At 39.2% G+C, this 23,723-nt stretch carries 20 protein-coding genes; 1 reads left to right on the top strand and 19 read right to left on the bottom strand.

Features of this window, described 5'->3' with window-relative positions; genetic code table 11:
• Positions 1-163 precede the first annotated feature (163 nt).
• Positions 164-1,267 carry an acyltransferase family protein gene (locus J0A69_RS17065; protein WP_206587828.1) on the top strand — a complete coding sequence of 368 codons (1,104 nt, stop codon included), beginning with the start codon at positions 164-166 and terminating at the stop codon, positions 1,265-1,267.
• Between the two features lie 54 nt (positions 1,268-1,321).
• On the opposite strand, the gene J0A69_RS17060 is transcribed toward J0A69_RS17065, so the two are convergent.
• From J0A69_RS17060 to nrfD, 19 genes are all read right to left on the bottom strand, one after another.
• Positions 1,322-1,516, bottom strand: a complete 195-nt coding sequence (locus tag J0A69_RS17060; RefSeq protein ID WP_206587827.1) for a DUF6728 family protein — start codon at positions 1,514-1,516, stop codon at positions 1,322-1,324.
• A 48-nt stretch (positions 1,517-1,564) separates the two neighbouring features.
• On the bottom strand, positions 1,565-3,547 hold the full coding sequence (ispG, locus tag J0A69_RS17055; protein WP_206587826.1) for a (E)-4-hydroxy-3-methylbut-2-enyl-diphosphate synthase: 1,983 nt from the start codon (positions 3,545-3,547) through the stop codon (positions 1,565-1,567).
• Between the two features lie 5 nt (positions 3,548-3,552).
• Positions 3,553-4,257 (bottom strand): SDR family oxidoreductase, encoded by a 705-nt coding sequence (locus J0A69_RS17050; RefSeq protein ID WP_206587825.1) that lies wholly within the window; start codon positions 4,255-4,257, stop codon positions 3,553-3,555.
• 63 nt (positions 4,258-4,320) lie between these two features.
• Complete coding sequence (locus tag J0A69_RS17045; RefSeq protein WP_206587824.1) at positions 4,321-7,785, bottom strand: hypothetical protein; 3,465 nt, start codon at positions 7,783-7,785, stop codon at positions 4,321-4,323.
• Positions 7,786-7,831: 46 nt separating this feature from the next.
• Positions 7,832-11,536, bottom strand: coding sequence for an ATP-binding protein (locus J0A69_RS17040; RefSeq protein ID WP_206587823.1), 3,705 nt, complete (start codon positions 11,534-11,536; stop codon positions 7,832-7,834).
• Between the two features lie 56 nt (positions 11,537-11,592).
• Entirely contained in the window at positions 11,593-11,844 is a 252-nt protein-coding gene (locus J0A69_RS17035) for a hypothetical protein (protein ID WP_206587822.1), read from the bottom strand.
• A gap of 31 nt (positions 11,845-11,875) precedes the next feature.
• Positions 11,876-12,430 carry a DUF420 domain-containing protein gene (locus tag J0A69_RS17030; protein ID WP_394369890.1) on the bottom strand — a complete coding sequence of 185 codons (555 nt, stop codon included), beginning with the start codon at positions 12,428-12,430 and terminating at the stop codon, positions 11,876-11,878.
• Positions 12,417-13,085, bottom strand: a complete 669-nt coding sequence (locus J0A69_RS17025) for an SCO family protein (protein ID WP_206587821.1) — start codon at positions 13,083-13,085, stop codon at positions 12,417-12,419. Before J0A69_RS17025 ends, J0A69_RS17030 begins: the two co-directional genes overlap by 14 nt.
• A 71-nt stretch (positions 13,086-13,156) precedes the next feature.
• Positions 13,157-13,486, bottom strand: a complete 330-nt coding sequence (locus J0A69_RS17020) for a cytochrome C oxidase subunit IV family protein (RefSeq protein ID WP_206587820.1) — start codon at positions 13,484-13,486, stop codon at positions 13,157-13,159.
• An 18-nt stretch (positions 13,487-13,504) separates the two neighbouring features.
• Positions 13,505-14,281 (bottom strand): cytochrome c oxidase subunit 3, encoded by a 777-nt coding sequence (locus tag J0A69_RS17015; protein ID WP_206587819.1) that lies wholly within the window; start codon positions 14,279-14,281, stop codon positions 13,505-13,507.
• A 27-nt stretch (positions 14,282-14,308) separates the two neighbouring features.
• Entirely contained in the window at positions 14,309-14,890 is a 582-nt protein-coding gene (locus tag J0A69_RS17010; protein WP_206587818.1) for a cytochrome c oxidase subunit 3, read from the bottom strand.
• Positions 14,891-14,892: 2 nt separating this feature from the next.
• Complete coding sequence (cyoE, locus tag J0A69_RS17005; RefSeq protein WP_206587817.1) at positions 14,893-15,798, bottom strand: heme o synthase; 906 nt, start codon at positions 15,796-15,798, stop codon at positions 14,893-14,895.
• A 7-nt stretch (positions 15,799-15,805) separates the two neighbouring features.
• A complete protein-coding gene (locus J0A69_RS17000; RefSeq protein ID WP_206587816.1) occupies positions 15,806-16,876 on the bottom strand; it encodes a COX15/CtaA family protein in 1,071 nt (356 codons plus the stop codon).
• Positions 16,860-18,746 carry a cytochrome c oxidase subunit I gene (locus J0A69_RS16995; RefSeq protein ID WP_206587815.1) on the bottom strand — a complete coding sequence of 629 codons (1,887 nt, stop codon included), beginning with the start codon at positions 18,744-18,746 and terminating at the stop codon, positions 16,860-16,862. Before J0A69_RS16995 ends, J0A69_RS17000 begins: the two co-directional genes overlap by 17 nt.
• Positions 18,747-18,760: 14 nt before the next feature.
• The gene (locus J0A69_RS16990; RefSeq protein WP_206587814.1) at positions 18,761-19,792 is read right to left on the bottom strand and encodes a cytochrome c oxidase subunit II; all 1,032 of its coding nucleotides are present in this window, start codon (positions 19,790-19,792) and stop codon (positions 18,761-18,763) included.
• A 22-nt stretch (positions 19,793-19,814) separates the two neighbouring features.
• Positions 19,815-21,107: a quinol:cytochrome C oxidoreductase gene (locus J0A69_RS16985; RefSeq protein ID WP_206587813.1), complete on the bottom strand. Its 1,293-nt coding sequence runs from the start codon at positions 21,105-21,107 to the stop codon at positions 19,815-19,817.
• A 2-nt stretch (positions 21,108-21,109) separates the two neighbouring features.
• The gene (locus J0A69_RS16980) at positions 21,110-21,811 is read right to left on the bottom strand and encodes a c-type cytochrome (RefSeq protein WP_206587812.1); all 702 of its coding nucleotides are present in this window, start codon (positions 21,809-21,811) and stop codon (positions 21,110-21,112) included.
• A 13-nt stretch (positions 21,812-21,824) separates the two neighbouring features.
• Positions 21,825-22,355 carry a DUF3341 domain-containing protein gene (locus J0A69_RS16975; protein WP_206587811.1) on the bottom strand — a complete coding sequence of 177 codons (531 nt, stop codon included), beginning with the start codon at positions 22,353-22,355 and terminating at the stop codon, positions 21,825-21,827.
• Positions 22,356-22,357: 2 nt separating this feature from the next.
• On the bottom strand, positions 22,358-23,722 hold the full coding sequence (nrfD, locus tag J0A69_RS16970; protein WP_206587810.1) for an NrfD/PsrC family molybdoenzyme membrane anchor subunit: 1,365 nt from the start codon (positions 23,720-23,722) through the stop codon (positions 22,358-22,360).
• Position 23,723 lies beyond the last annotated feature (1 nt).

Below are 23,723 nucleotides of genomic sequence, written 5' to 3'. Positions count from 1 at the left end.
CTAAAACACTGAAAGAAAAAAGAGCTGCAAAAGCTGCAAAAAAGGAAAGTAAAAAAAGAGATTAAGTCTTAAAATAGAGGAAGGTGCAGAGATTCTGCACCTTTTTTTATGCCTATTAATTCCGATTGATTAGTTTAGAAGAAACCCATACAACCACCACTTTATGGACAATCTTTCTTCTCCTTCGAAAAGGCTTGTTTCACTGGATACTTTTCGAGGATTAACCATGTTTTTGCTGATTGCAGAAGCTGCTTTGGTTTATGATTCTTTGCTGGAAGCTTTTCCCGAACCCGGTTTCCTTAATTCTTTTTTCACTCAATTCACCCACCATCCTTGGAATGGACTCCGATTTTGGGACTTGATACAACCATTCTTCATGTTTATTGTGGGAGTAGCCATGCCATTTTCTTTAAATAAGCGACTGGCAAATCATGCAGACAGATCCCAAGTAACGAAGCATATGCTCAAGAGATGCTTGTTGCTTTTTTTGTTCGGCACAGGTCTTCATTGCATTTATAGTGGGGAATTGGTTTTTGAACTTTGGAACGTTTTGACGCAGTTGTCTTTTACCATTCTAGTCACCTATTTTTTAATCAATAAGTCCTGGAAAATTCAACTGGGGGTTTCTATCGGGCTCCTGATTTTAACCGAAGTTCTTTATAGAATGTACAATCCAGCAGTTCCATATGAGCATGGGACTAATTTTGGAAACTATATGGATATGATATTAATGGGAAAAATCAATAATGGAGGTTGGGTAGCGATTAATTGTATCCCAACAGCTGCTCATACAATCTGGGGAGCTATTTGTGGAAACATTCTCCTTTCTAAAAAAACAGATCAGGAAAAGATCAAACTATTTCTAATTGCAGGGATTGCAGGCTTAGTCCTAGGATACGGATTGGATTTACTAGGTATCACCCCAATTATCAAAAGAATCAGCACTAGCTCATTTGCTTTGGCATCGGGAGGTTGGGCTTTAATCGCATTGGCTTTTTCCTTTTGGCTTATTGATGTAAAAAAATATCAATCCAAAGCATTTCCTTTTATAATCGTCGGGATGAATTCTATTTTCATTTACCTTTTCGCAGAAATATTAGGTCACCGTTGGTTAAATAGAACTGTAGGAATATTCACAACAGGTTTTCTGGAGCTTTTAGGGTTTGGAGAGCATGGATTGGGGATTATTACTGTCTTATGCACATTGGCTCTGATGTGGGGCCTTTGTTACTTCCTCTATCGGAAGAAGATTTTCTTCAGGATATAAAAGCGAAAAAGGTCATCTGGTTTTCCAAATGACCTTTTCTTTTTGAATTTATACTTAGATGAACCTTTTGATGGTCCAAACAATGATAGCTAGTAGAAATACAATGATTGAAATCTTATTGATCCCATGCATCATTCTTAGATTCAGATTTGACTTTTGGTTGGGATCAGGCTTTTGAAAAACCCTGACAAAATAGTTCCCTACTTCTCCCAACTTAAAGAATTCTTTTACTTTATTATTTTCTGACATAATTTCTGAATTTGAGTAAACAACAGAATTGTGGTCGAATAAGTTTTATTAAATCGTTTCGGGTTCGTTCCACATTCCATCTTCACGGATGATTTCTATTAGCTCATCCACAGCTTTTTCTGAAGGCACAGATCGCTTCATCACTTCTTTTCCTTTGTAAAGGGTGATTTTACCTTTTCCAGAACCTACATAGCCGTAGTCTGCATCGGCCATTTCACCCGGCCCATTTACGATACAACCCATGATTCCAATTTTAACTCCTTTCAAATGATCGGTTCTTTTACGGATCATGGCCGTTGTCTCCTGCAAATCAAAAAGTGTTCTTCCACAAGATGGACAGGAGATATATTCGGTTTTGGACATTCTTGTTCTGGCTGCCTGTAAGACTCCAAAACCAACAGAATTGTGCAATTTGACCTGATCCAAAATCTCCTGACGATCTGTTTGATGCTCTTTTTCCAAGGAAATAAAGATTCCATCTCCCAATCCATCTATCAGCAATCCTCCCACATCCGTAGCCGCATAAAGCATCGTCAAATCCTGATTTTGATCCGGATAGGCAATTTTGACCACCACCGGGATTTGGGTTTTTGCTTCCATCAAAGTCACAAAAGCTCTTCTCAAAGCCGGCATGGCATGTTTGTTTGATGTTTTTAGGATCAAAACAGTATCTTTTCGAGACTCAATTAATGGAATAGCTTTTTCAATCTCAGTGTCAAAAATTTCCAGAAAATTCAACTCTGAATGATAATTCTTAGCCACTTGAAAGGATGCCAAATCAAATAATGGAAATTTATTGATTTGATCTTTTTGGCTCGCCCAAACATCCTCATTTTGAATTTCTTTCATTCCATTTGGAAGCATGAAAGGAATTGGATTAGAACCAGAATAAACGAAATCACAACCTTGATCATTCATTTTCCATTTATCCAATTCTGGTAGGTAGAAGTGGCCAGTTTGCTTAATCTCTTTTTCAGTGATCTTTTCTATTTTGGAAATATCAGTGATAACTCGAGGCACATTATGACCTCCAAAATTGAAAACCTCAGCAGTCTGACGCTTTTCATGATCAAATGGATGAATTGGGTATTGATGAATTTCAGGAATTGCAGCATGAGGAAGTCGATGGGTATACCGATCGATCAAAGCTTTTGCTACCGGTGCTTCAAATTCAGGATCTTCAGTCAATGAAACTCTCACTGTATCTCCCAAGCCATCTTCCAAAAGTGTCCCGATTCCAACAGCTGATTTGATTCTTCCATCCTCAGCCTCTCCAGCTTCAGTTACTCCTAAGTGCAATGGATAAGGCTTAAATCCTCCTTCATTTAGTTTTTGAACCAAAAGTCTGTAGGCCTGAACCATTACTTGGGTATTGGAAGACTTCATCGAAATTACGATATCGAAATAATTTTCATCCTCGCAGATTCTCAAAAACTCCAAAGCCGACTCCACCATCCCCAGCGGAGTATCTCCATAGCGACTCATGATTCGGTCAGAAAGGGAACCGTGATTGGTACCAATTCTCATCGCAGTACCATGTTCTTTACAGATTTTCACCAGAGGCAGAAATCTTTCTCTGATTCTATCCAGTTCTTCCTGATAGGTCTCATCGGTGTATTCTATGACTTCAAATTTCTTTTTGTCGGCATAGTTCCCCGGATTGATTCTGACTTTTTCCACAATCCTGGCTGCTACTTCAGCTGCATTCGGAGTGAAATGTATATCTGCCACAAGAGGTGTTTGATATCCTCTTTTGCGGAGCTCATTTTTAATGTTTTTTAAATTCTCAGCTTCCTTGATACTTGGCGCTGTAATCCGGATTAACTCACATCCCGATTCAATCATGCGAATGCATTGCTCTACCGAACCTTGGGTATCCATGGTGTCAACTGTAGTCATGGATTGAACTACAATAGGATTATCTCCTCCGATCAAAACCCCACCCACATTGACAGGAATTGTTTTTCTTCGGGAATAGCTCGTCAGGCTATTACAATACAATTGATCCAGTGATTTAATTATTGGCTCCATATAAATTAGATATCTCCCAATTGGGGTCTGATCACTATTTCTTCAACTACGGTTCGAGGCGAAAGGTTATAAGCTGACCATACTGATTCAGCTACATCTTCGGCTTTCATAAATCGTTCTTCCGGTAATTCCACTCCTTCCCAGCTGGCAGTGTACGTTGCTCCAGGTAAAACTGAAGTTACTTTGATGTGCTGATCTTTTAATTCTTCCCGAAGACATTTGGTCATGCCTAGCATAGCCCATTTCGAAATCGCATAGCTTCCGCCATTGGCATAAGCTGTCAAGCCTGCTATGGATCCCATGCTGAAAATATGTCCACTCTTTCGTTCCTTCATCCCACCTATCAAAGCACGGGTCAAATAATAAGCGGAGTACAAATTCGTCTCCATCATCAATTCAAAATTCCCTTCAGGCTCATCCAAAATGGCACCCGGAAGGAAAACACCAGTATTGTTCACCAATACATCTGGCACTCCAAAAGCTTTGACTTTTTCAGCAAAATCCAAAACTTCTTCTTTTTTAGAGAGATCCGCTTTTACTGCCAAAACGTGAATTAAAGCATGATTTTGCTCCAAATCGGCTCTCAGTTCAGTCAAATCTTTTTCATTCCTTGCACAAGTGATCACGTCAAAACCTTCATTTGCAAAACGCTCAATGATGGCTCTTCCTATCCCTTTTGTTCCTCCTGTTACTAGGATACTTTTACTCATTTAATTAGTGCTTTAATAGTTAGTATGACAACTATCTAGATGGAACAAAGTTACATTTTTTTATCAAAACAGTGCTGAAACTTGCATTCTTCCCACATGGACAATCCGATCCAAACCTTGAGAATTTCTTCCTTCGTATACCAGGTTCAACTGAAGGCCTTCCCCAATTTTTTGAAGCCAATTAAAATTCCAAGTCACATTCGTGCCAGGAGTCAAAGCCTGAAGCATTTCATATCCCACAGGTGAATTTGAAATCCCATTGTAATCGATTTGGATCAATTTGAAATTTCCAGTCAAGGTTGTTTTGATTGCTTTCGCAAATCTCAAATCCAAGCCTATCTGATGCAATGAAGCTTTTTCATTGAATTCAATATTTGCTGTATTTTCTTTTCCCGTAAAGGAATAAGAGGCAGTAGTCCTGAAAAATGGAGTTGGCTGCCAAGCGAATTCGGGACCCAAACTATGCTGATCTATGGTATAATTTCTATTCTCAAGAAAATCCGATCCCGATACCCGCATCCCTTTTCCTGCAATCAATCTTAGCGATGTACTGGAAGAAAAATTATATCGCGTATTGAGTTTCCAGTCTTTTTGGATCAGGTCCTCAAATCCTCCAGAAAGCAATTGTTTAAGTTGTGAGTCGAAAAGTGAAAAATCAAAACCATAAATCGCTGAAGCTCTATTAAAAAAGAAAGAGGTTCGGATAACTTGACGCAATGACAGAATATTCTCCCTATCCAAATTACCAATGAATGGATTTATCCTTGAAGCAAAATCTTCTGACGTCACTTTTTTCTCGACACTCAGACTAGTTGTATTGGAGAATTTATAAAGCAAGGACTTAAATCCACCAGCTTCTTTCCAAGGTTCCGGAAATCTCGCTTGCAATCTGTAATTCAAAATACTTGTATAGGCTTGAACATAGGTGTCAGTTGGTACAAAAATCTTGATATACTGTTTCTCTTCAGGGTTGATAGCGATATAAAATTCATTCAACTGCTGTACCCCATCTCCGTTGTCATCCCGCCATGTATGAGTTCCATCCCCATTTGGTGCCGGAAGAAAAACAAATTCCCGTTGAAGCTCCCGGCCATTGCCAATCGCATAGCTCAGTTCGTTCCGAATGGCATTTTTAGCCAAACTCCCTTGGTAATCCAACTTCCCCATCACGGTCAACTCTGATGGCAGAGATCGGTACACATATTCCAATTCACGGTAGGTAAACGTATTACTCAAGCTATGATTGGTCCATTGCTTTCTGAAAGTAAAATTGGAAGTAAAAGCTCGGGTGTCATTTTCTAAGGTTCCAAAATAAGGAGCTTTATCCTCTCTCCAGGCTGCATCTGCCAAAAAGGAATAAGAGAGAGAATCATTACTTTTCAGATAAAGTAAATGCTGTTTGAAATTCATTGCTGTACTCAGCACAGAATCTGTTTCGCTATTTTTCAATGAATTCCTGTCGATGGAAAACTGATAACCGGGGACGATAATTTTCGATTGAAAAGAGATATCTCCCAAATACCTTTTCCAATCTGTTTTCAAGGTATCCAAGTCACTTCTGAGACTAAAAAACTCCTGTCTGATATTGATTCGCTTACCAAGCTGTAAGTTCCAATTGGCAGTATGCTGGCTTCCATTCAATACCTCCTGCCTGTTTCTTAAGTAGATTCTGTAATCAAAGCGGTTTTTTTGATCTTTCTCCAAAGCGACTTTCGTCCAGAAAAACCGCTCTGCTGCTGGGGTTTTAAAATATTCAGGTGAAAGCCCCCAATCTCTATCAAATTCTATATACCTGAACCTGTCAATAAAAGTGAAATTGGCCGCATTGTATTCAAACTCAGTTTGTCCAGAAAACTGATAGCCTTCGAAAAGTTTGGAGCTACGCTGCTCAGACATCAGACCAACCTTCCAACCCAAACCCTGATTATTCTGATCATCAATCGTAGAGAAAAGATTCTTGTCTTGGGAAGACAAAGCCAACTCGGTGTAGACTTTCTCATGATCACCGATTTTTATTCTTGTCCCTGCCGTAAGCATCCTTTTGCTGTCCGGTGCCGGGAGTTGAGTTAAGATGGAGTAATTCCCCTGCGAGACACCATTAACCCGAGGAACAAACTCAAAAACAGTCCCATTGGCCAACTGACTCTTTCTTCGATAATCCCCATTTCCTTGCCCCACCTGTGAAAATGACAACGCGAAATGCGCAACTGCAGGATCAGTAGAATATTGATAATAAACCAATGGATCTCCTAAAGGATCAAAATCAGTTATTTTTTCATACAAAATCCGGTTTTGATCAAAGGATACTGAATCGATTCTTGGAATCAATGCATTTTGAGTCTCATCCCCTACAGAGGCTAAAAGTCTTAATTCATCCTGAGAAAACTCCGTGAAAAGCGGTCTATTTCGGTTATCCTTTTCCTGGTAATAATTCATATAAACATCCACCTTTCCATTGCTCTGGCTATGGTTTGCGCCTAAAATGGATCGGCTAAAGTTTCTCTCGGCATATTCAAAATCTACTCTGACTCGAGAATATTGGGTGATCAAAACTTTGGGAGTAAAAGTAATTTCAGCTTGATTGTAGTCGATCACATAATCGGCATTAAATCCGCGTTGCAATTGCTTTCCATCTAAAAAGACCCTCTCGGAATTAGCCATGATGATCACGAAGCGTTCATTTTGAGGCCCTTGAATCCTGTAGGGTCCTAATACTCCTTCTAAAATCGGCAATTGGATAGAGGCAAACTTTCCCTTGGCAATGGAGGCAAATGCTTGGGAGCTTGCAGTCCAATTTTCCTTCATTTTATAATTGGATGTGAATTGTAAGCCTTGGACATTTTTGTAATACCGCAAAAATTCAGATTGCCTCTGCTGCAATACAACATCTCCTGCTGCCAAGCTAAAATCATTGTTATATAGCTCAATCAAGACATTGTCAAAATCCTGAATTTGCTGGGTATTTCCTTCTGGTTGGAAAGGAACATTTTGATCGGTAATACTGGCTCTGATTTTTAGATTTTCGGAAATATCCCCTTCTAATTGAAGATTGAGGGCTGAGTTGACAAATACATTCTGTGTGTTGCCAAATGAAATTCCTCGGGTCAAGCTACCTGATTTATACAAATTGGTACTTGGAAAAAGCTCCTCTCTGAAATCAAATGTGGCTGATTCCAAAACCCGGGTATCTTTAAAAAGTGCATTAGAATCGTAATCAACCATTAGCGTTCTTTTTGCCAAAGGCTGATCAAATCGTACCACAAAAGTCTGATAGCAAAGCTGGACTGAATCGGGAATAGATTCCTTCGGGAATAAAATCTGAAGAGAATTGCTATTCAACTCATAGATAAAATCATATTTATTTCCTGCAGGATCGGAAATCCGTATGCTTTCTTCTACCACAGAAAGCGAATCCATCACAGCTTTTTCTTGAAAGGTCGAAGACTTAACCCAAACGCACTTTTCTTGCGCATTGGAAGTAGCAATGCAAGCCAAAACAAAAATCAAGGAAATAATCCAGCTGCGCATTTTCAAATTGAAAGGCTTTTATCTCCAAGGTAAGAAAATTGGAAATTTATCCGAGGAGTGGAAAAGTAAGGTAAAATGTCGTTCCCACATTTAGCTCAGTTTCAAACCAAATCTTTCCGCCAGCGGTTTCTACTCCACTTTTAGCGATGGCCAACCCAAGTCCAGAACCCTGACTTTTAGTACTGAAATTAGGAATGAATATTTTATCACGGAGCTCAGGTGGAATTCCTTTTCCATTATCTGTTATTTCCAAAAAAACCGCTTGATCGCTCATCCAGAGCCAAATTCTGATTTCAGGAGTTTTATCTGGTTCCACTGCCTGAATCCCATTGATAATCAAATTAGAAATCACTCTTCCAAACAGTTTATCATCTCCCATAATTGGAATGTCTTCTGTGTAGGAATCATCTTTGAAAAATAGATTGACCCGTTCGTCATTCTTAAACAGTTCCAAAACCTGATACAGAATCTCTTTGAAATTCATCAGGTCATTTTTAGGAAGTGGCATTTTCGCAAAAGTAGAAAAGGAGGATGCAATCCCACTCAAGGCATCCACTTGGTGTATCAATGTTTCCAGAGATTTCCGCAATTTTTGCTGATCATCTAATTGGCCAGCACTTTCCAAACGAAGCAAATGCTGCAAAGTCAGCTTCATTGGTGTTAATGGATTTTTGATCTCATGCGCTACCTGTTTGGCCATTTCTCGCCATGCAGATTCTTTTTCTGTTGAAGCCAGTACTTTTTTACTGGATTCAAGTTTGAAAAGCATGTTGTTATATTCATTTACCAACAAACCGATTTCATCTTTGGAAGCCCAGTGCATGGGTTCGTTGTTTTCCAGGTTGGTTGCTTTGAGCTTTTGCGTCAACAACTTGAATGGAAAAGTCAGATTTTTGGAAACAAAATAGGATACGATCAAAAAGAGGATGAAAATCACTACGAAAGCATTGAAAATATTGCTCAAGACATCCGCTATCAAGGAATTTAATTCTGCCTCAGACTCGAAAAAAGGAACTGCCAAAATCCCAAGATTACTTTGATTATTGGCAGCAGGAATTGCCAGGTAAACTGACTTATAATACAATTTACCAATTTGCTCATCTGCTAGAAATTGGTTTTGATTTTTTTCCTCTATCTCAGCAATTGCCAATGGATTGATCCAAGTTGACAGTATTTTTTTGTCAAAAATATTAGGTCTGTTTGAGGCCTCCAGCCTTCCTTGATCGGTATAAACATGCAAATCACTGGCAATGGTATTTGCCAGATTATTGACCTCCTCATTGATCAAATCTCGGTCAATATTTTCAGCTTTTTGATTGTTCAGAAAGCTTCCAAAATTCCCTCGGATCAAATTAGCCTTTTGAATGTATTGTCTATCCAAATCGTCTCGGTAACTATTGGCAAGCAAACCAATCGTAATGATGCTGATAATTATTATTGGAAAGAAGAAGGCGAAGTTTAGGTATAGCTGAAGCTTCGTAGAATAATTGAATTCAAAATTCCGATATCCTTTGAATAAGGTATTGATCAGAATCGTCAAAAATGTAAGGATCACAAAGACGACGAAATACAAAGAAATATTCCCAAAGAAATGAGAAGTCGCAATGTTGGGAGACGAAACTAGAATCAAATCTTCTCCAGATAAAATCCCCAAATGATGATATCCGCCGACATGGATGCCTTCAGCAATCAGTTTCCTTTCAGTTAGTCTCGAGATTAATTGCTCATTTAGATAATTGAAACTTCCTGTGCTGCGCATCAATTCCTCACCTCGAAAAACCGCGTAATCGTACCTGATTGGATCTAGCCTTTCAGAATATTCTTTGTCTAGAAGCAACTTTGGGTAAACACTCGTAGGCTGTACTCTTAATTGATTCAACTCCAAAAAAATGGTCCCTTGATTAGAATTGTCTTTTGTCAACGGGATGAATGCGATAAACTTATTTCCGCCATTGCCTTCATTGCCACGGATGAAATACAAGTCTTTTACGCTTGTCGCAAAATCACTATTGATGTAATTCAAACGTAAATCCTTCAGGCTTCCCAAATCCAATGCTCCCTGCAATTGCTGTCCTGAGGAGGAGTAAATCCCAACTTTGACTTCAAACTGATCAAAATAATTATCGAGATAAATTCTTCGGATCTTGGTTTCGATCGGATCTTTAGAAAGTAGAGGATCAGCCATTCGGTTTTGAATAAACAAATCTGATTTGATCCGGCTAAATATCTCACTTAGGAAAAACTCCGTCATGAGATCGTTTTCAATCAAGTTTTGATTGGCAAACCTGATTTTTGATTGAATCAATTGATTTTTCTCAGTTTGAAAAGTACTGATCCCACAGATGCCTGCTGTGACCAAACAAGCAAAAAAGAAAGTCAAAAATGTATCAAAGCCAAGCTTGAATACATTTCGGAAAAGCTCAAATCGGATCATCAATATCAAAAATCCAATGTGAATAATCCAGACTATTCCTCCCCACAAGGAAAAGTAAAACAGTGCCAATGATACAGGAATACTCAGTACCAAAAGACCCTTGAAAAGCTCTTTTTTCTTTTTGGCTATCTCTAACACCAAACTGATCAAGGTCAGAGAGAGCAAGACATAAATAGCTCCCCAAAGAAATAAAATCAGGAAGCTTAAACCTTTAAACCAATCAAATGAGGGAATTGATCGGATATCCAAAGCCCATTGGGAATTGGAAATGATATCTCTTGGGAGCATCCAAATCATCAACAAGGAAAGCGAACTGATCAATAGAATAATGATCCCGAAGACCCTGATTTCCGATGTTGTCTGAAGTGCTTGGATTTTGAGTCTCATCTCTTTGGATGCCAGATGAAAAATGATCATCCCAAAAATGATAACCGAACAAACTGTGTTAAGTAACAAATCACCCAAACTTGGATTAAGCCAAGAAGAGGCATATTTGCTAGGATCAAATAGCGTAAGATTCAAATAGCTTCCCGGAAAATCCAAGAGTAGCATCATCAAACGAAAGGCTACCAACACCAAAATTGCATAACCTATCGCTTGCCATCGATGCCTTCGCTTCCAAATATTCAGAACAAAATCTGAACTTAAAAGGAAATACAAGAGGAAAACTGATGTAAAAAAGATTAGGATAGCAGGATTGACTAAGCGATCTGCAGGTAGATATCCAAAAAGGAAATCTATTCCGAAAAGAGGTATTCCTGCTGGATTCTTTACTTGATACTCTCCTTCCTCCGGATTTACAAAAAGCTCAAACCTGTCATTTCCAAAAACATCAGGGTTTGCTCCAGTGACTAAATAATCATTTTCGATATTACCTGGGTAAATTAACCGCAGCGCATGCACAAGGATGAATGAACTTCCATTCCGAGTCAATGTCCTTGTTTTCAACAAGATGCTACCATAAGGATCCTCGATGAGTTGGTATTCCTTTTCATCGTTTACCTGATCGAAGTCAAATGAAAAAGTAAAGCTGGACCAATAGAGCAACTCCTTTTCAGGACTTAAAATAAAATAGGGATGAAAATTTTCAAGCGAACTTAAATTCTCAAAGGAAATTGAATCTGCAGATCTGAGATTGGGAAGTATTTGAATGAAATCCTCATCAAATTCCCTATCAACTTTTTGAACCCTTTCCTGTAAAGTTTGCAAAAAGCTTTCCTCATCGCTTTTTTGGAAGAAAAAGAAATTGAGGATTAAAACAATCAGGAGGGAGAAAACACTGACCAAAATGATCAGACGTCGGGATTCATAGCTCATTTAGGCTAAAAATAAAAAAAGCAAAGCCTGTATCAAACTTTGCTTTTTAAGAGATTTCATTGAATTGAAAATTTAGCTTTCTTTTTCTTTGCTGCCCGGTACCAAAAGAAACCAATTACCATGGCCATTAGGTAAGGCATAACAAACAAATAGAGAATCCCGGCATTCAACCCAGCTCCGATACTCGTTTCTCCATTTGCCACATTGTTTTCCACAGAGGCTCTACACATCGCACATTGTGCAAATGTATTTACCTGGCTAAACAGGAAAAATGCAAAGACTAAAGCAATTCTTATTAATCGATTCATATGGTAATCTACGGATCTTAACGTCAGTAGTTTAATGCACGTAATATGGGCTGATCAACAGGTACACAATTACTCCTGTAACTGTCACATACAACCAAATTGGATATGCAAATTTAACAAGCTTTCTGTGTTTTACACGCTGATCAGTATATCCATAATAATAAGCGAATAAAATCGGAAATAAAGCGATTGCTGCAAATGCAATATGTGTCAGCAAAAGCACATAGTAAACAGGTCTAATCCAGCCTTCTCCACCAAAACTGGTGCTATCTGCTGCTCCATGGTAAATCACATAGGAAACCAGGAATATAGCTCCAAGCACAAATGCAACACTCATTGAAGCTTTGTGGTAAGGAATATTATCTGTTTTAATAAAATACAATCCACAAAGTAATGCGATAGTAGCAGCAGAATTAATAACTGCATTGAGATGTGGAAGGAAATAAACCCAATCACTCCCCACATTAACTTTAGCCGGCATAAATAGCAATACCGCAACAGCAATCGGGATTATTACTGAAATAGCGATAATCCAGCTTTTTACTTTCCTCTCATTTTCCAAAAGAGTTGGCTTACTCATTTCCATGTAATAAGATTTTTGTTTCCAAAATTAATAAATCGACATCTTCTCTGGTAGTTCCGCTGTAATACCCTCTGATTCTTCCTTGTTCATCTACTAAGGTAAATTTATCACTGTGAACAAAATCATCAGGAATTCCATTTCCGTCTAAAGTAGGAAGAACAAATCCACACCTCGCCAATTCATATGTTTCCAATTTTCCTCCAGATAGGAAATCCCATTTCCCTGGTTCAGCACCGTGCTCCTCAGCATATTTTTTAAGGATTTCAGGAGTATCAAACTCAGGATCGATACTGATTGAAAGTATTTGGACTCTTGGCTCATCCCTGAACATATCATTGACGCGCTCCATTTCTTCAGACATCACGGGACATATACTTGGACAGGAGGTAAAGAAGAAATCAACAATAGTAATTTTTCCTTCCATGTCTTCCTTCCCTGCAGGCTGCCCCTCTTGATTCACAAAAGTGAAATCAGGAATGTAATGCTGAGTAGTGTCTCCAATTGGACAAGCTTTAAACGGATTATTGGTTCCATGTTCATAATAGATCGGGATATCGTAGGTATTAGAACCAAATCCCCTCAGGAACATAAATATTAAAACCGGTATCAATAGAATGCAGACCAAAACCATGCCCTGCAAAATCCTAATTCCTCTCATAGTTTTTACTTAACAAAAAAGAAGGTTGAAGTGTCTCTCTTCAACCTATCTTTTTTTAGTTTTTTTTTCTCTTACCAGCGCATCATGAAAATTTCAGATCCTTCTTTTGCGAGTGCAATCAATAACCACACTAAAAAGATCAAAGGCACGATGATAGAGTAAAATAAAGGTTTCACTTCATCACCCAGGTGCATAAATTCCAACATGATATATCTGGCTTTCCAAATTGTCAAAGCAATGAAAAGGAAATATAATAGCAAGCCTCTTTCCATGGTAAATGCCATGATGAATTCTGCTACCGTAATAGCCAAAAGAATTCCGGCAGTTTTCCAGATTTTCTTGATTTTCTCTTCGTTCCGTGGATGAACTTCAAGAGTTGATTTATTTTGTTGAATTTCCATATCTCGAAAATTTAAAGCTTAGATCAGATAGAATAAGGTAAACACAAATACCCAAACAAGGTCTACAAAGTGCCAGTACAAACCGATTTTTTCAACCATTTCATAATGACCTCTTCTGTCATAAATACCTACTGCCGCCTGATAGAAGCAAAGGAACAATAAGAAGACCCCAATAGTCACGTGGAATCCGTGGAATCCTGTGATGAAGAAGAATAATTGTGCAAAAGATGCAGGACCGTATTCGTTTACATTCAAGTTAGCGCCATGTACCAATTCGGTAACAAGGGTATTCATTGAATTAATGTAAGTCAAAGTGCTACCTCCATCAGTGCCGTGAATGAAGTGATTCCATTCCCATGCTTGACAACCTAAGAAAGTTGCACCTCCGAGGATAGTCCAAAGTAACCATTTCACTACATCATTTCTGTCATTTCTATGACCAGCTTCCACTGCCAATACCATTGTAACAGATGAAGAGATCAAAATAAATGTCATGATACCAACGAAAACCAAAGGAGCATGAATACCATGCACAAATGGAATAGCATCAAATACCAATTCAGGAACTGGCCAATATTCATTAGAACCAACAAAATCTCCGGCAGGACCGGCATAAGCTGGATAACTTACTCTGATTGAGAGATAAGTGATCAAGAAAGCAGCAAAAGTGAAAATGTCGGAGAGTAGGAAAAACCACATCATGAGTTTTCCATAGCTGGCTTTTAGAGGTTCATTACCACCTCCCCAAATGCCTCTTTTTGAGCTTACTCCTATAGCAGTAGAATGCGCAGACATAAATTATTGGTTTGTACTAGTTTTATTTTAATGATTTAAAAGCAAGAACATAAACAGATAAAGCCAAAGACCTCCCAGAAAATGCCAGTAGGTCGTTGCCATTTCCATTCTGACCATGGCCTTGGAATGGATTTGGTATCTGAAACTCGAAATTAATACAATAATCAGAAATATCACACCACTGATTAAGTGTAAGGCGTGTAATCCCGTAAACACGTATAGAAATGAACCAGATGGGTTTCCTACAAAGAATACTTCCTCATCTACCAAGGCTACCCAGGAATACCATTGCCCAACCAGAAATAAAATCCCTAGGATAACAGCTCCTGCTAGACCTATTTTCAATCCTGTCAAATTATCTTTTTTAGCAGATGCATAGCCAAACTGCAAAAACGCACTGCTTAAAATTACAATACCTGAAGTCAGCCAAAATATTTGAGGAAGATCGTACTCTAACCAGTTTCCTTCTGACTGTCTTACAATGTAAGCAGAAGTCATCGCAGCAAAGATCATCACCACAGTCACCATAAAAAGCCAAAGGGCAAATTTCTTAGGGTGCATGGAGATCGGTTGCTCCACTAAATCAACATACTTGAGTTCTTTCTCCATAATTAGGGTAATTTATCAAGTAAATACGCGATCTGAACGATTGGCAAGTATAAGAATGAACCAAACATGATTTTAAGCGCTGATTTTCTGGAACAGTCTCTCATCAAAGAGAATGTCTGCGCCAAAAACAACACGCCGCAAATTGTAGCTACTATTGCAGAATTGAGTCCAGTTAATCCAAAATAACTAGGAAGCAATCCCAAAGGAAGTAGAAACAGCGTATAAATCATGATTTGAATGGCTGTATTCAAATCCTTTCCTCCCCCACTAGGCAAGAGCTTAAAACCTGCCTTTTTATAATCCTCATCACTTACCCAGGCGATAGCCCAGAAGTGAGGAAATTGCCAAATGAACTGGATACCAAAGATGATTAGCGCCTCATAAGATATTGAGCCAGTTGCAGCTGTCCATCCCAACAAGGGAGGCATTGCTCCTGGAATAGCTCCTACAAAAACTGCTATCGGACCAACTCTTTTCAGAGGAGTATATACAAATACATAGAGAACCATGCTTAGCACACCTAACCAGGTTGTCAATGGATTGGTGAAAATCCAAAGCAATGCAATTCCAGTAAATGCAACCAAGAAAGTAAACCAATATGCTTCTACTAAGGAGATCAATTGTAAAGGAAGTGGGCGGTTTTCTGTCCGCTTCATCAACTTATCCAAGTCTCTCTCCATGATTTCATTTGCAGCGCCTGAGGCACCACTGATCAGGAATCCTCCAAGTGCCAATCCAAGGAATCCAGACCAACCAAATGAAGTACCTGAATCACCCAAGATGAAACCAAATACAGCAGAAAATGTAACTAGGGCAGACAATCTGAGTTTTAACAAATCAGAATAGACTCTTACTCTAGTGATAACCAAGTGGTAAATACTATGGTCAGTTACTTCAACTGTCCTCATTTTCAATTTACTTTAATCGAAATTGTTTTTGCTCTCGCAATTGTAAGATCAGTAAAAACTGAATTCCTACGATAAGTGTTCCTATCACCAAGTGGATAGGTTGAAGAAATGCCGGAATTGCAAAATATGCCATTCCCATTCCAGTGGCGATCTCAATAATCACCAAAATCATCAACAGCTGAGACCAATAATTTATGCTAGATTTTCGAAGGGTGTATTTAAATGCCCAAAAGAAATACAAAACATGAACTCCCAACAAGATGAGTGAGTAAGATCTGTGGATTAGAAAAGGTAAACCTATTCTTTCTATCCATTCTCCCCTCAACATATTACCTAGTGCAAAAGAGATTTGGTCTATTTCTTCCCGAACCTGTGTTCCCAAAACGATTTGAATGATCATTAGAAACAAAGCTGCTATTAAAAGCCATTCGATTTTGGAAGGAACATCCATCTTGACACCTTTGGATTGAAGAAATCTTCCTGATCGATGATAGAGATAAATCAGCATGATAACTTGAAGTATTGCAAGCATCATGTGAAATGTAATCATCCAATGAAGAAGATTGGTAGATACTACCAAAGATCCAATCCAACCTTGGAACAAAACCAGAATCAGCGAAGCTACTGCAAGAATCGGAAGAACTTTATCGACTTTCCAAAGTGGAAATGACTTCCAAACTGTAAGGATGATAAAGAAACCAATCAGTACTCCAATCAATCGATTCACATATTCAATCCATGTTTTCAATGGATTGAATTCCTGTTCTATCAGAATTGATTTGTCGTTTGCAATCGCAGCTGCTGTTTCAGCAAATCCAAGTTTTTCAAGGGTAGCCACAAACCTTTCGTTTTTGGCAATTCTCTTTTCTAGGTAAATTTCCTGATAGTTGTCTGGAAGTTGTTCCACACTTGTGGGAGGTACTACACTTCCAAAACATTTTGGCCAATCGGGACAGCCCATTCCAGAACCAGTAGTTCTGACTATCCCTCCTACCAATATCAGAAAATAAACAGCTATCACAGTGAGAAAACTAACTCTGCGAAAGCTGCTTATCTTTTTATCAATGCTTTGATTCATTTGCAACCAAAACCTCAGCCTCTTCCTTCATAATCTCCATTTCAAGTTTTACCTGCTCCTGCTCGTGAGGAAGGTTTGATTCTGGCGTTGCTGAAAGTGGAACTGTCTGAGGAATAAAGTCTTCAGCAGCACCCGGCTTAGAGTAGTCATAAGGCCATCTGTAAACTGCAGGAATTTCACCTGGCCAGTTACCATGTCCTGGATGCAATGGAGTAGTCCACTCCAATGTATTTGATCTCCATGGGTTCAGTGTAGCTTTACGGCCTCTGTACATGCTGTAGAAGAAGTTGAACAAGAAGATAAACTGAGCAGCAAATGTTATAATAGCAGCAGCAGATACAAACATGTTCAAATCAGTATACATATTGGCAAACTCGAAGTTAGTCCAAGAGTAATATCTTCTTGGGAAACCAGCAATACCGATGTAGTGCATTGGGAAGAATACCATGTAAACTCCAATGAATGTCAACCAGAAGTGGACGTATCCAAGTTTCGCATCCATCATTCTTCCAAACATCTTAGGGAACCAGTGATATACACCAGCCAAAAGACCGAAGAATGAAGCAGAACCCATTACCAAATGGAAGTGAGCTACTACGAAATAAGTATCGTGTAATTGAATATCAATAGCGGAGTTACCAAGGAAAATACCTGTTAATCCACCAGAGATAAAGAAGGACACCAAACCAATTGAGAACAACATCGCAGGTGTAAAGATCAAGTTACCTCTCCAAAGTGTGGTTAGGTAGTTAAATACTTTTACAGCAGATGGAACCGCAATGATCAAAGTCAAGAACATGAAGATAGATCCCAAGAATGGGTTCATACCTGATACGAACATGTGGTGTGCCCAAACAATGAATGAAAGGATGGTAATTCCCAACATGGAAATGATCATCGCTTTATATCCAAAGATTGGCTTTCTTGAGTTTGTGGCAATTACTTCAGAAGTAATACCTAAAGCAGGAAGCAATACAATGTAAACTTCAGGGTGTCCTAAGAACCAGAACAAGTGCTGGTAAAGAACTGGGCTACCTCCAGTGTTTGGAAGAGCTTCACCATTAATATAGATATCAGCAAGGTAGAATGAAGTACCAAAGCTTCTATCGAAAATCAAAAGAAGAGCCGCTGCAACTAAAACAGGGAAAGAAAGTAAGCCAATCACAGCAGTCAAGAAGAATGCCCAGATTGTCAAAGGAAGTCTAGAGAAAGACATCCCTTTTGTTCTAAGGTTAATTACAGTCGTAATGTAGTTGATACCTCCTAAAAGGGAAGATGCAATAAAACAGGTCATAGCAACCAACCACAAGGTCATCCCTAATCCTGAACCAGGAATTGCTTGCTCCAGAGCAGATAGAGGAGGATAAACTACCCAACCACCACCGGCAGGACCAGTAGGAATGAATAAAGAGATGAACATAATAACTCCTGAAAGGAAGAAGAACCAATAGGAAAGCATGTTCATAAATCCTGAAGCCATATCCCTAGCACCAATTTGCAATGGAATTAGGAAGTTGGAGAACGTACCACTCAATCCGGCAGTCAATACGAAGAATACCATGATGGTACCGTGCATTGTTACTAAAGCCAAATAGAATGTTGGATCCAACTTACCAGCTTCATCTAACCATCCGCCCAAAAGTGGACGAAGGAATTCAAGACTCATATCTGGGAAACCAAGTTGCAATCTGAACAAGATGGAAAGGAACCCACCGATAATTGCCCAGAAAATACCTGTTACCAAGAACTGCTTACCGATCATTTTATGATCAGTAGTAAATAAATATTTCGTTACAAAATTATCATGATGCTCGTGATCGTGGTGATCATCGTGAGCTACATCATGGTTTGCGACAGATGCTGTTGACATAATCTCTAATTTTGTTAATTACCTTCGCTTAATTGAACTTCTGCTACTTCTTTTGGTTCAGTCTGCACATCCGCCAAAGCAGGATTCATCTGAATGAAAGACTTTTGCTCTGCATACCATTTCTGGTACTCCGCTGGTTCTACTACTTCTATAATCTTTTTCATAGAAAAGTGTCCACGCCCACATATCTCTGTACAAGCAATCTCATACTCAAATTCAGGATTACCAGTTTCCACACGCATTTCTGCAGTGGTTTTGGTAGGTACAAACCAGAAACGAGTAGGCATACCTGGCACTGCATCCATTTTAAGTCTCATATGAGGAGCAAAAACAGAATGCAATACATCTCTAGCTCTGATTTTAAAGAGAACAGGCTCTCCTTTAGGGATTACAACTCTTGGGGATGGAAAATCATCCGCAGAATTCTTATCTGTAAAATCAACTCCATGGATATTGATCGCTGAAGTCAATCTGTAATCATAATCTCCCAAAACCTGATCTTTACCTGGATATCGCACATCCCACTGGAACTGAGAACCCATGATTTCAACAACATGAGCATTTTCAGGAGCAGGTGCTGTAATGTCAGACCAAGCTATCCAACCTGAAATCACCAAACCAGCTAAAACGATACCTGGAACAATTGTCCAAATAATTTCAAGCTTGTTGTTGTCAGGGTAGAATGTTGCTTTACGATCCTCTTTGTATTGGTATTTGTAAGGGAAAATAAACAACAAAACGTGTGTAATCAGGAATACAATCCCTGTTACCGCCATGGTGATCCAGAACAAGCTGTCTGTAATCACACCATGCTCAGACGCTACCGGTAGTTCATAATTGTCAAATTCTTTGATAGAGTACCAGAACATCAAGAATCCGGTAACTAATAAGAACAAAATGAACATGATAGCATTGACCTTATTACTTCCTGTAGCAATCTGTTTGTCAGATCCTTTTACCACAGAGACTAAGGTTTGAATTCTATAGACCATCCAAATGATGGACAGTAACAATAAAACTCCTACTCCAATCAGAAATCCGTACATAGCTTAATTTTTTCGGCTAATATTAAATGTGATGATGATAGCTTTCCTCAAGCATTGGGTGATTCTTAGGAATCAGATTACCTTTTGCTAATCCTCCTAATACGACCAATGTAACTGATGAACCATAAATTAGGAACATTCCAATTTCCATGAATCCGATTCCGCCATTATGACCAAGAGTACCTGGTTGAACCATAAGGAAGAAATCTACCCAGTGACCCGCGATGATTAGGGTACAAACCAACTTCAAGAATATTCCATTTCTCTTTGCATCCCTGGTCATCAAGATCAAGAATGGCAAGAAGAAATTCATTCCAAGATTCACGAAGATGAATGGACCATAAACATCACTGGAAAGTCTTTCTATGAAATACACAGATTCCTCAGGAATGTTTGCGTAATAGATCAAAAGAAACTGTGAAAACCATAAATAAGTCCAGAAAATGGTAAATCCGAAGACAAATTTGCCAAGATCATGCACGTGATTTTCATTGATCATTTCCAAATAGCCTCTTCCTTTCAAGAAGATTACCATCAAGGTGATAGCAGAAAGGCCGGAAACAAACCAAGAGGAGAATACATACCATCCGAATAGTGTAGAGAACCAGTGAGTGTCAATTGACATCACCCAATCCCATGCACTGATGGAAGAAGAAACTGCAAAGAAAATGATGAAATAAGCAGACCAGCTTCTCATTTTAAACCAATGAGAGGTGCCACCTAATTGATCTTCCGCAGCAGAAATCTTTTTAAATTTATTGAAGAAGAATACCCAGAATCCAAAGAATAAAACCATTCTCAAGATATAGAAAGCTGGGAATGTTCCTTTAGCCATTGGCCAATAGAAGAAAGCTCCCTTACCGTCGATGATCTTGTCGTATTCCGGAGAATTCTTATCAAACAAATAAGCGTGAGTCCAGTGGAATAAATCATGATTTGCTACGAAGAAAGTAACAATCATCAAAATCCCTGCGAATGGCAACCAGTTTCCAAATGCTAACATCACTCGGGAAATCGGAGCTGACCAACCAGCCTGAGCGGCATATTGAATAGCAAAGAAGAAAACTCCAATAATTGCAATTCCTGTGAAGTAGACATTGTTGATCCAAAGGTTAGCGTAAAGACGCTCGTACCAATGGAATGCATGTCCTCCTGCCTCAGCAGCTTCCTCGTGGTGTCCACCAAACATTGCCATCACAATACCGATGACCAACAAGGCTGCACCAATGATCAATACCGTGAAGATCGACTTCTTAGTCGCTGCGGTAAAATCAAATTTTTGATCCAAATTATAATGCTGTACGTCGTGAGCCATAATTAATTCGCTGGAGTTTCTACTTGAGTTTCTTGGGTGGCTTTTTCTGCGACTGCTACTGCATTGTCAGCATTTTGACCTCCCTGAAGTTTTTGTTTCACATAGTGAACAATCTTCCATCTATTTTCAGGTGTGATCTGAGAACCATGAGCTCCCATTCTACCTTTACCTTTTGTGATCACGTGATAAATATGACCTTCTGATAAACCTACGTAGGCCCCACCAGTCAAATTTGCCACACCACCGATAATCATACCAACAGTACCATCTCCTTGACCACCTTTTCCATGGCATGGGGTACAATACAATTGAAATAACCTTTCGCCTTCTTTCAAAACCTCATCGTTCAATTCGATTGGGTTTTTAACATTCACGCTAGCTTCTTCAATTTCAAAAGCTTTGTATCTGTAAGGAAGAGATCCATCTTTTGTTCTAGGAACAGTTCCAGCAACAGGCTCTCTCATGTTCATACCATGAGGATTATTAATGTTACTATTAAAGAACTCCCCTTTTCCATCTTCTCTATTTGACAACCATTCACCTTTGGTCTCATCTTTAATCTGAGTCAATGGCTCGTATGCAACAGAGTGATACATCTGTGGGGCATATTCCAATCCCTGGTTATCACCGTCGGCTTTACAAGCCACAAGCGATATTCCAGCTGCTGCAATCCCCAATAAACTAAGTGCTTTAGCAATCTTCATTTTTCCAGAATTACTATTCAAAACTTTTATTATTCACCTCTGTAGCACCGGAAGACTTAAGAATTTCCTGGATTTTTGCTACTTCCATACTTGTGTTGTTTGCAATATCAATTGCCATGATATGCTTGTCATCAGTACTTCTCAAATCAAAGATCCTAGGTTGAGCCCAAGGCTTAAGATTTGAACTAACCATGAATACACCTACCATTCCGAATGCTGCCAAAAGTACAGTCAATTCGAAAGTAACCGGGATAAAATCCGGAATAGCTGCATGGTCTTTACCACCGATAATCATTGGCCAGTCAAATCGCATCATGTACAATTGCATGGTCAAGGCCAATGTTGTACCCAACATTCCGAAAAGGAATGCAGCGATTGGCAAGCGGCTTCTCTTATATCCGAGTACATCTTCCAATCCGTGAACCGGATAAGGAGTGAATACTTCATGAATTTTGACACCCGAAGCTCTTACTTCAGATACGGCATGGAGCAATACGTCCTCATCGTCGTAAACTCCCAAAATAAAGTTCTTATCTTTTTCCATGATTATTTGCGGACTTTAGCAGATGTAGACTTCAATACAGACTTCACTTCAGCCATGTTGATCACTGGGAAGAACTTAGCGAATAAGAAGAAAAGTGTAAAGAACAATCCGAAGGTGAATAAGTATACCCCAACATCTGTGATAGATGGATAGAACATCGCCCAAGAAGAAGGAAGGTAATCTCTATGTAAGGATGTTACGATAATTACGAAACGCTCGAACCACATACCGATGTTTACAACGATTGACAAAGCAAATGTTGCAATGATAGAAGTTCTGATTTTCTTCACCCAGAAAAGCTGAGGAGAGATTACGTTACAAGTCATCATTGACCAATATGCCCACCAGTAAGGACCAGTTGCACGGTTGATGAATGCATATTGCTCAGCTTCTACTCCTGAATACCATGCAATGAAGAATTCAGTGATGTAAGCGATACCTACGATAGAACCAGTGATGATGATTACAATGTTCATCAACTCAATATGAGTCATGGTAATGTAATCTTCCAATTTGAAAACTTTTCTGGTAATGATCATCAAGGTCAATACCATGGCAAATCCAGAGAAAATTGCACCCGCCACAAAGTATGGAGGGAAGATCGTCGTGTGCCAACCTGGTATCACTGAAGTTGCAAAGTCAAAGGATACGATTGTGTGTACAGAAAGTACAAGTGGTGTTGCCAAACCGGCAAGAATCAAAGAAACTGATTCGTATCTCATCCAAGTTTTAGCAGCTCCATCCCATCCAAAGGAAAGTGCTCCGTAAATCACTTTTCTCAAGCCAGTTGCTCTATCTCTGATGGTAGCAAAATCCGGAATCAAACCGATGTACCAGAATACTAAAGAAACTGAGAAATAAGTCGAGATTGCGAATACGTCCCAAAGAAGTGGAGAGTTAAAGTTTACCCAAAGCGAACCAAATGTATTTGGAAGCGGAAGTGCCCAGTAAGCTCCCAACCATGGCCTACCCATGTGAAGAACCGGGAACATAGCCGCACAAATAACCGCAAAAATTGTCATCGCTTCAGCAGCTCTGTTGATGGATGTTCTCCATTTCTGTCTGAACAAAAGCAATACTGCTGAAATCAGCGTTCCAGCGTGACCGATACCAACCCACCAAACGAAGTTGGTGATATCCCATGCCCAACCTACTGTTTTGTTCAACCCCCACATCCCGATGCCTTCCCAAACGGTGGCAGTCACGGCAATTAATCCTATAGCCAAAGTACCAGCGGCTGTTAGGAAGGCAAGAAACCAAAGTAAAGTTGGCTTTCCTTCTACCTGACGGGACACATCATGTGTCACATCATGGTAGGTTTTACCTCCGGTAACTAACGGCTCACGTACGGATGAAGTAACCTGCATA

The organism is Algoriphagus pacificus (genome assembly GCF_017254845.1).
GTDB classification, from domain to species: domain Bacteria; phylum Bacteroidota; class Bacteroidia; order Cytophagales; family Cyclobacteriaceae; genus Algoriphagus; species Algoriphagus pacificus.
This window is presented reverse-complemented; position numbering and strand designations above follow the sequence as displayed.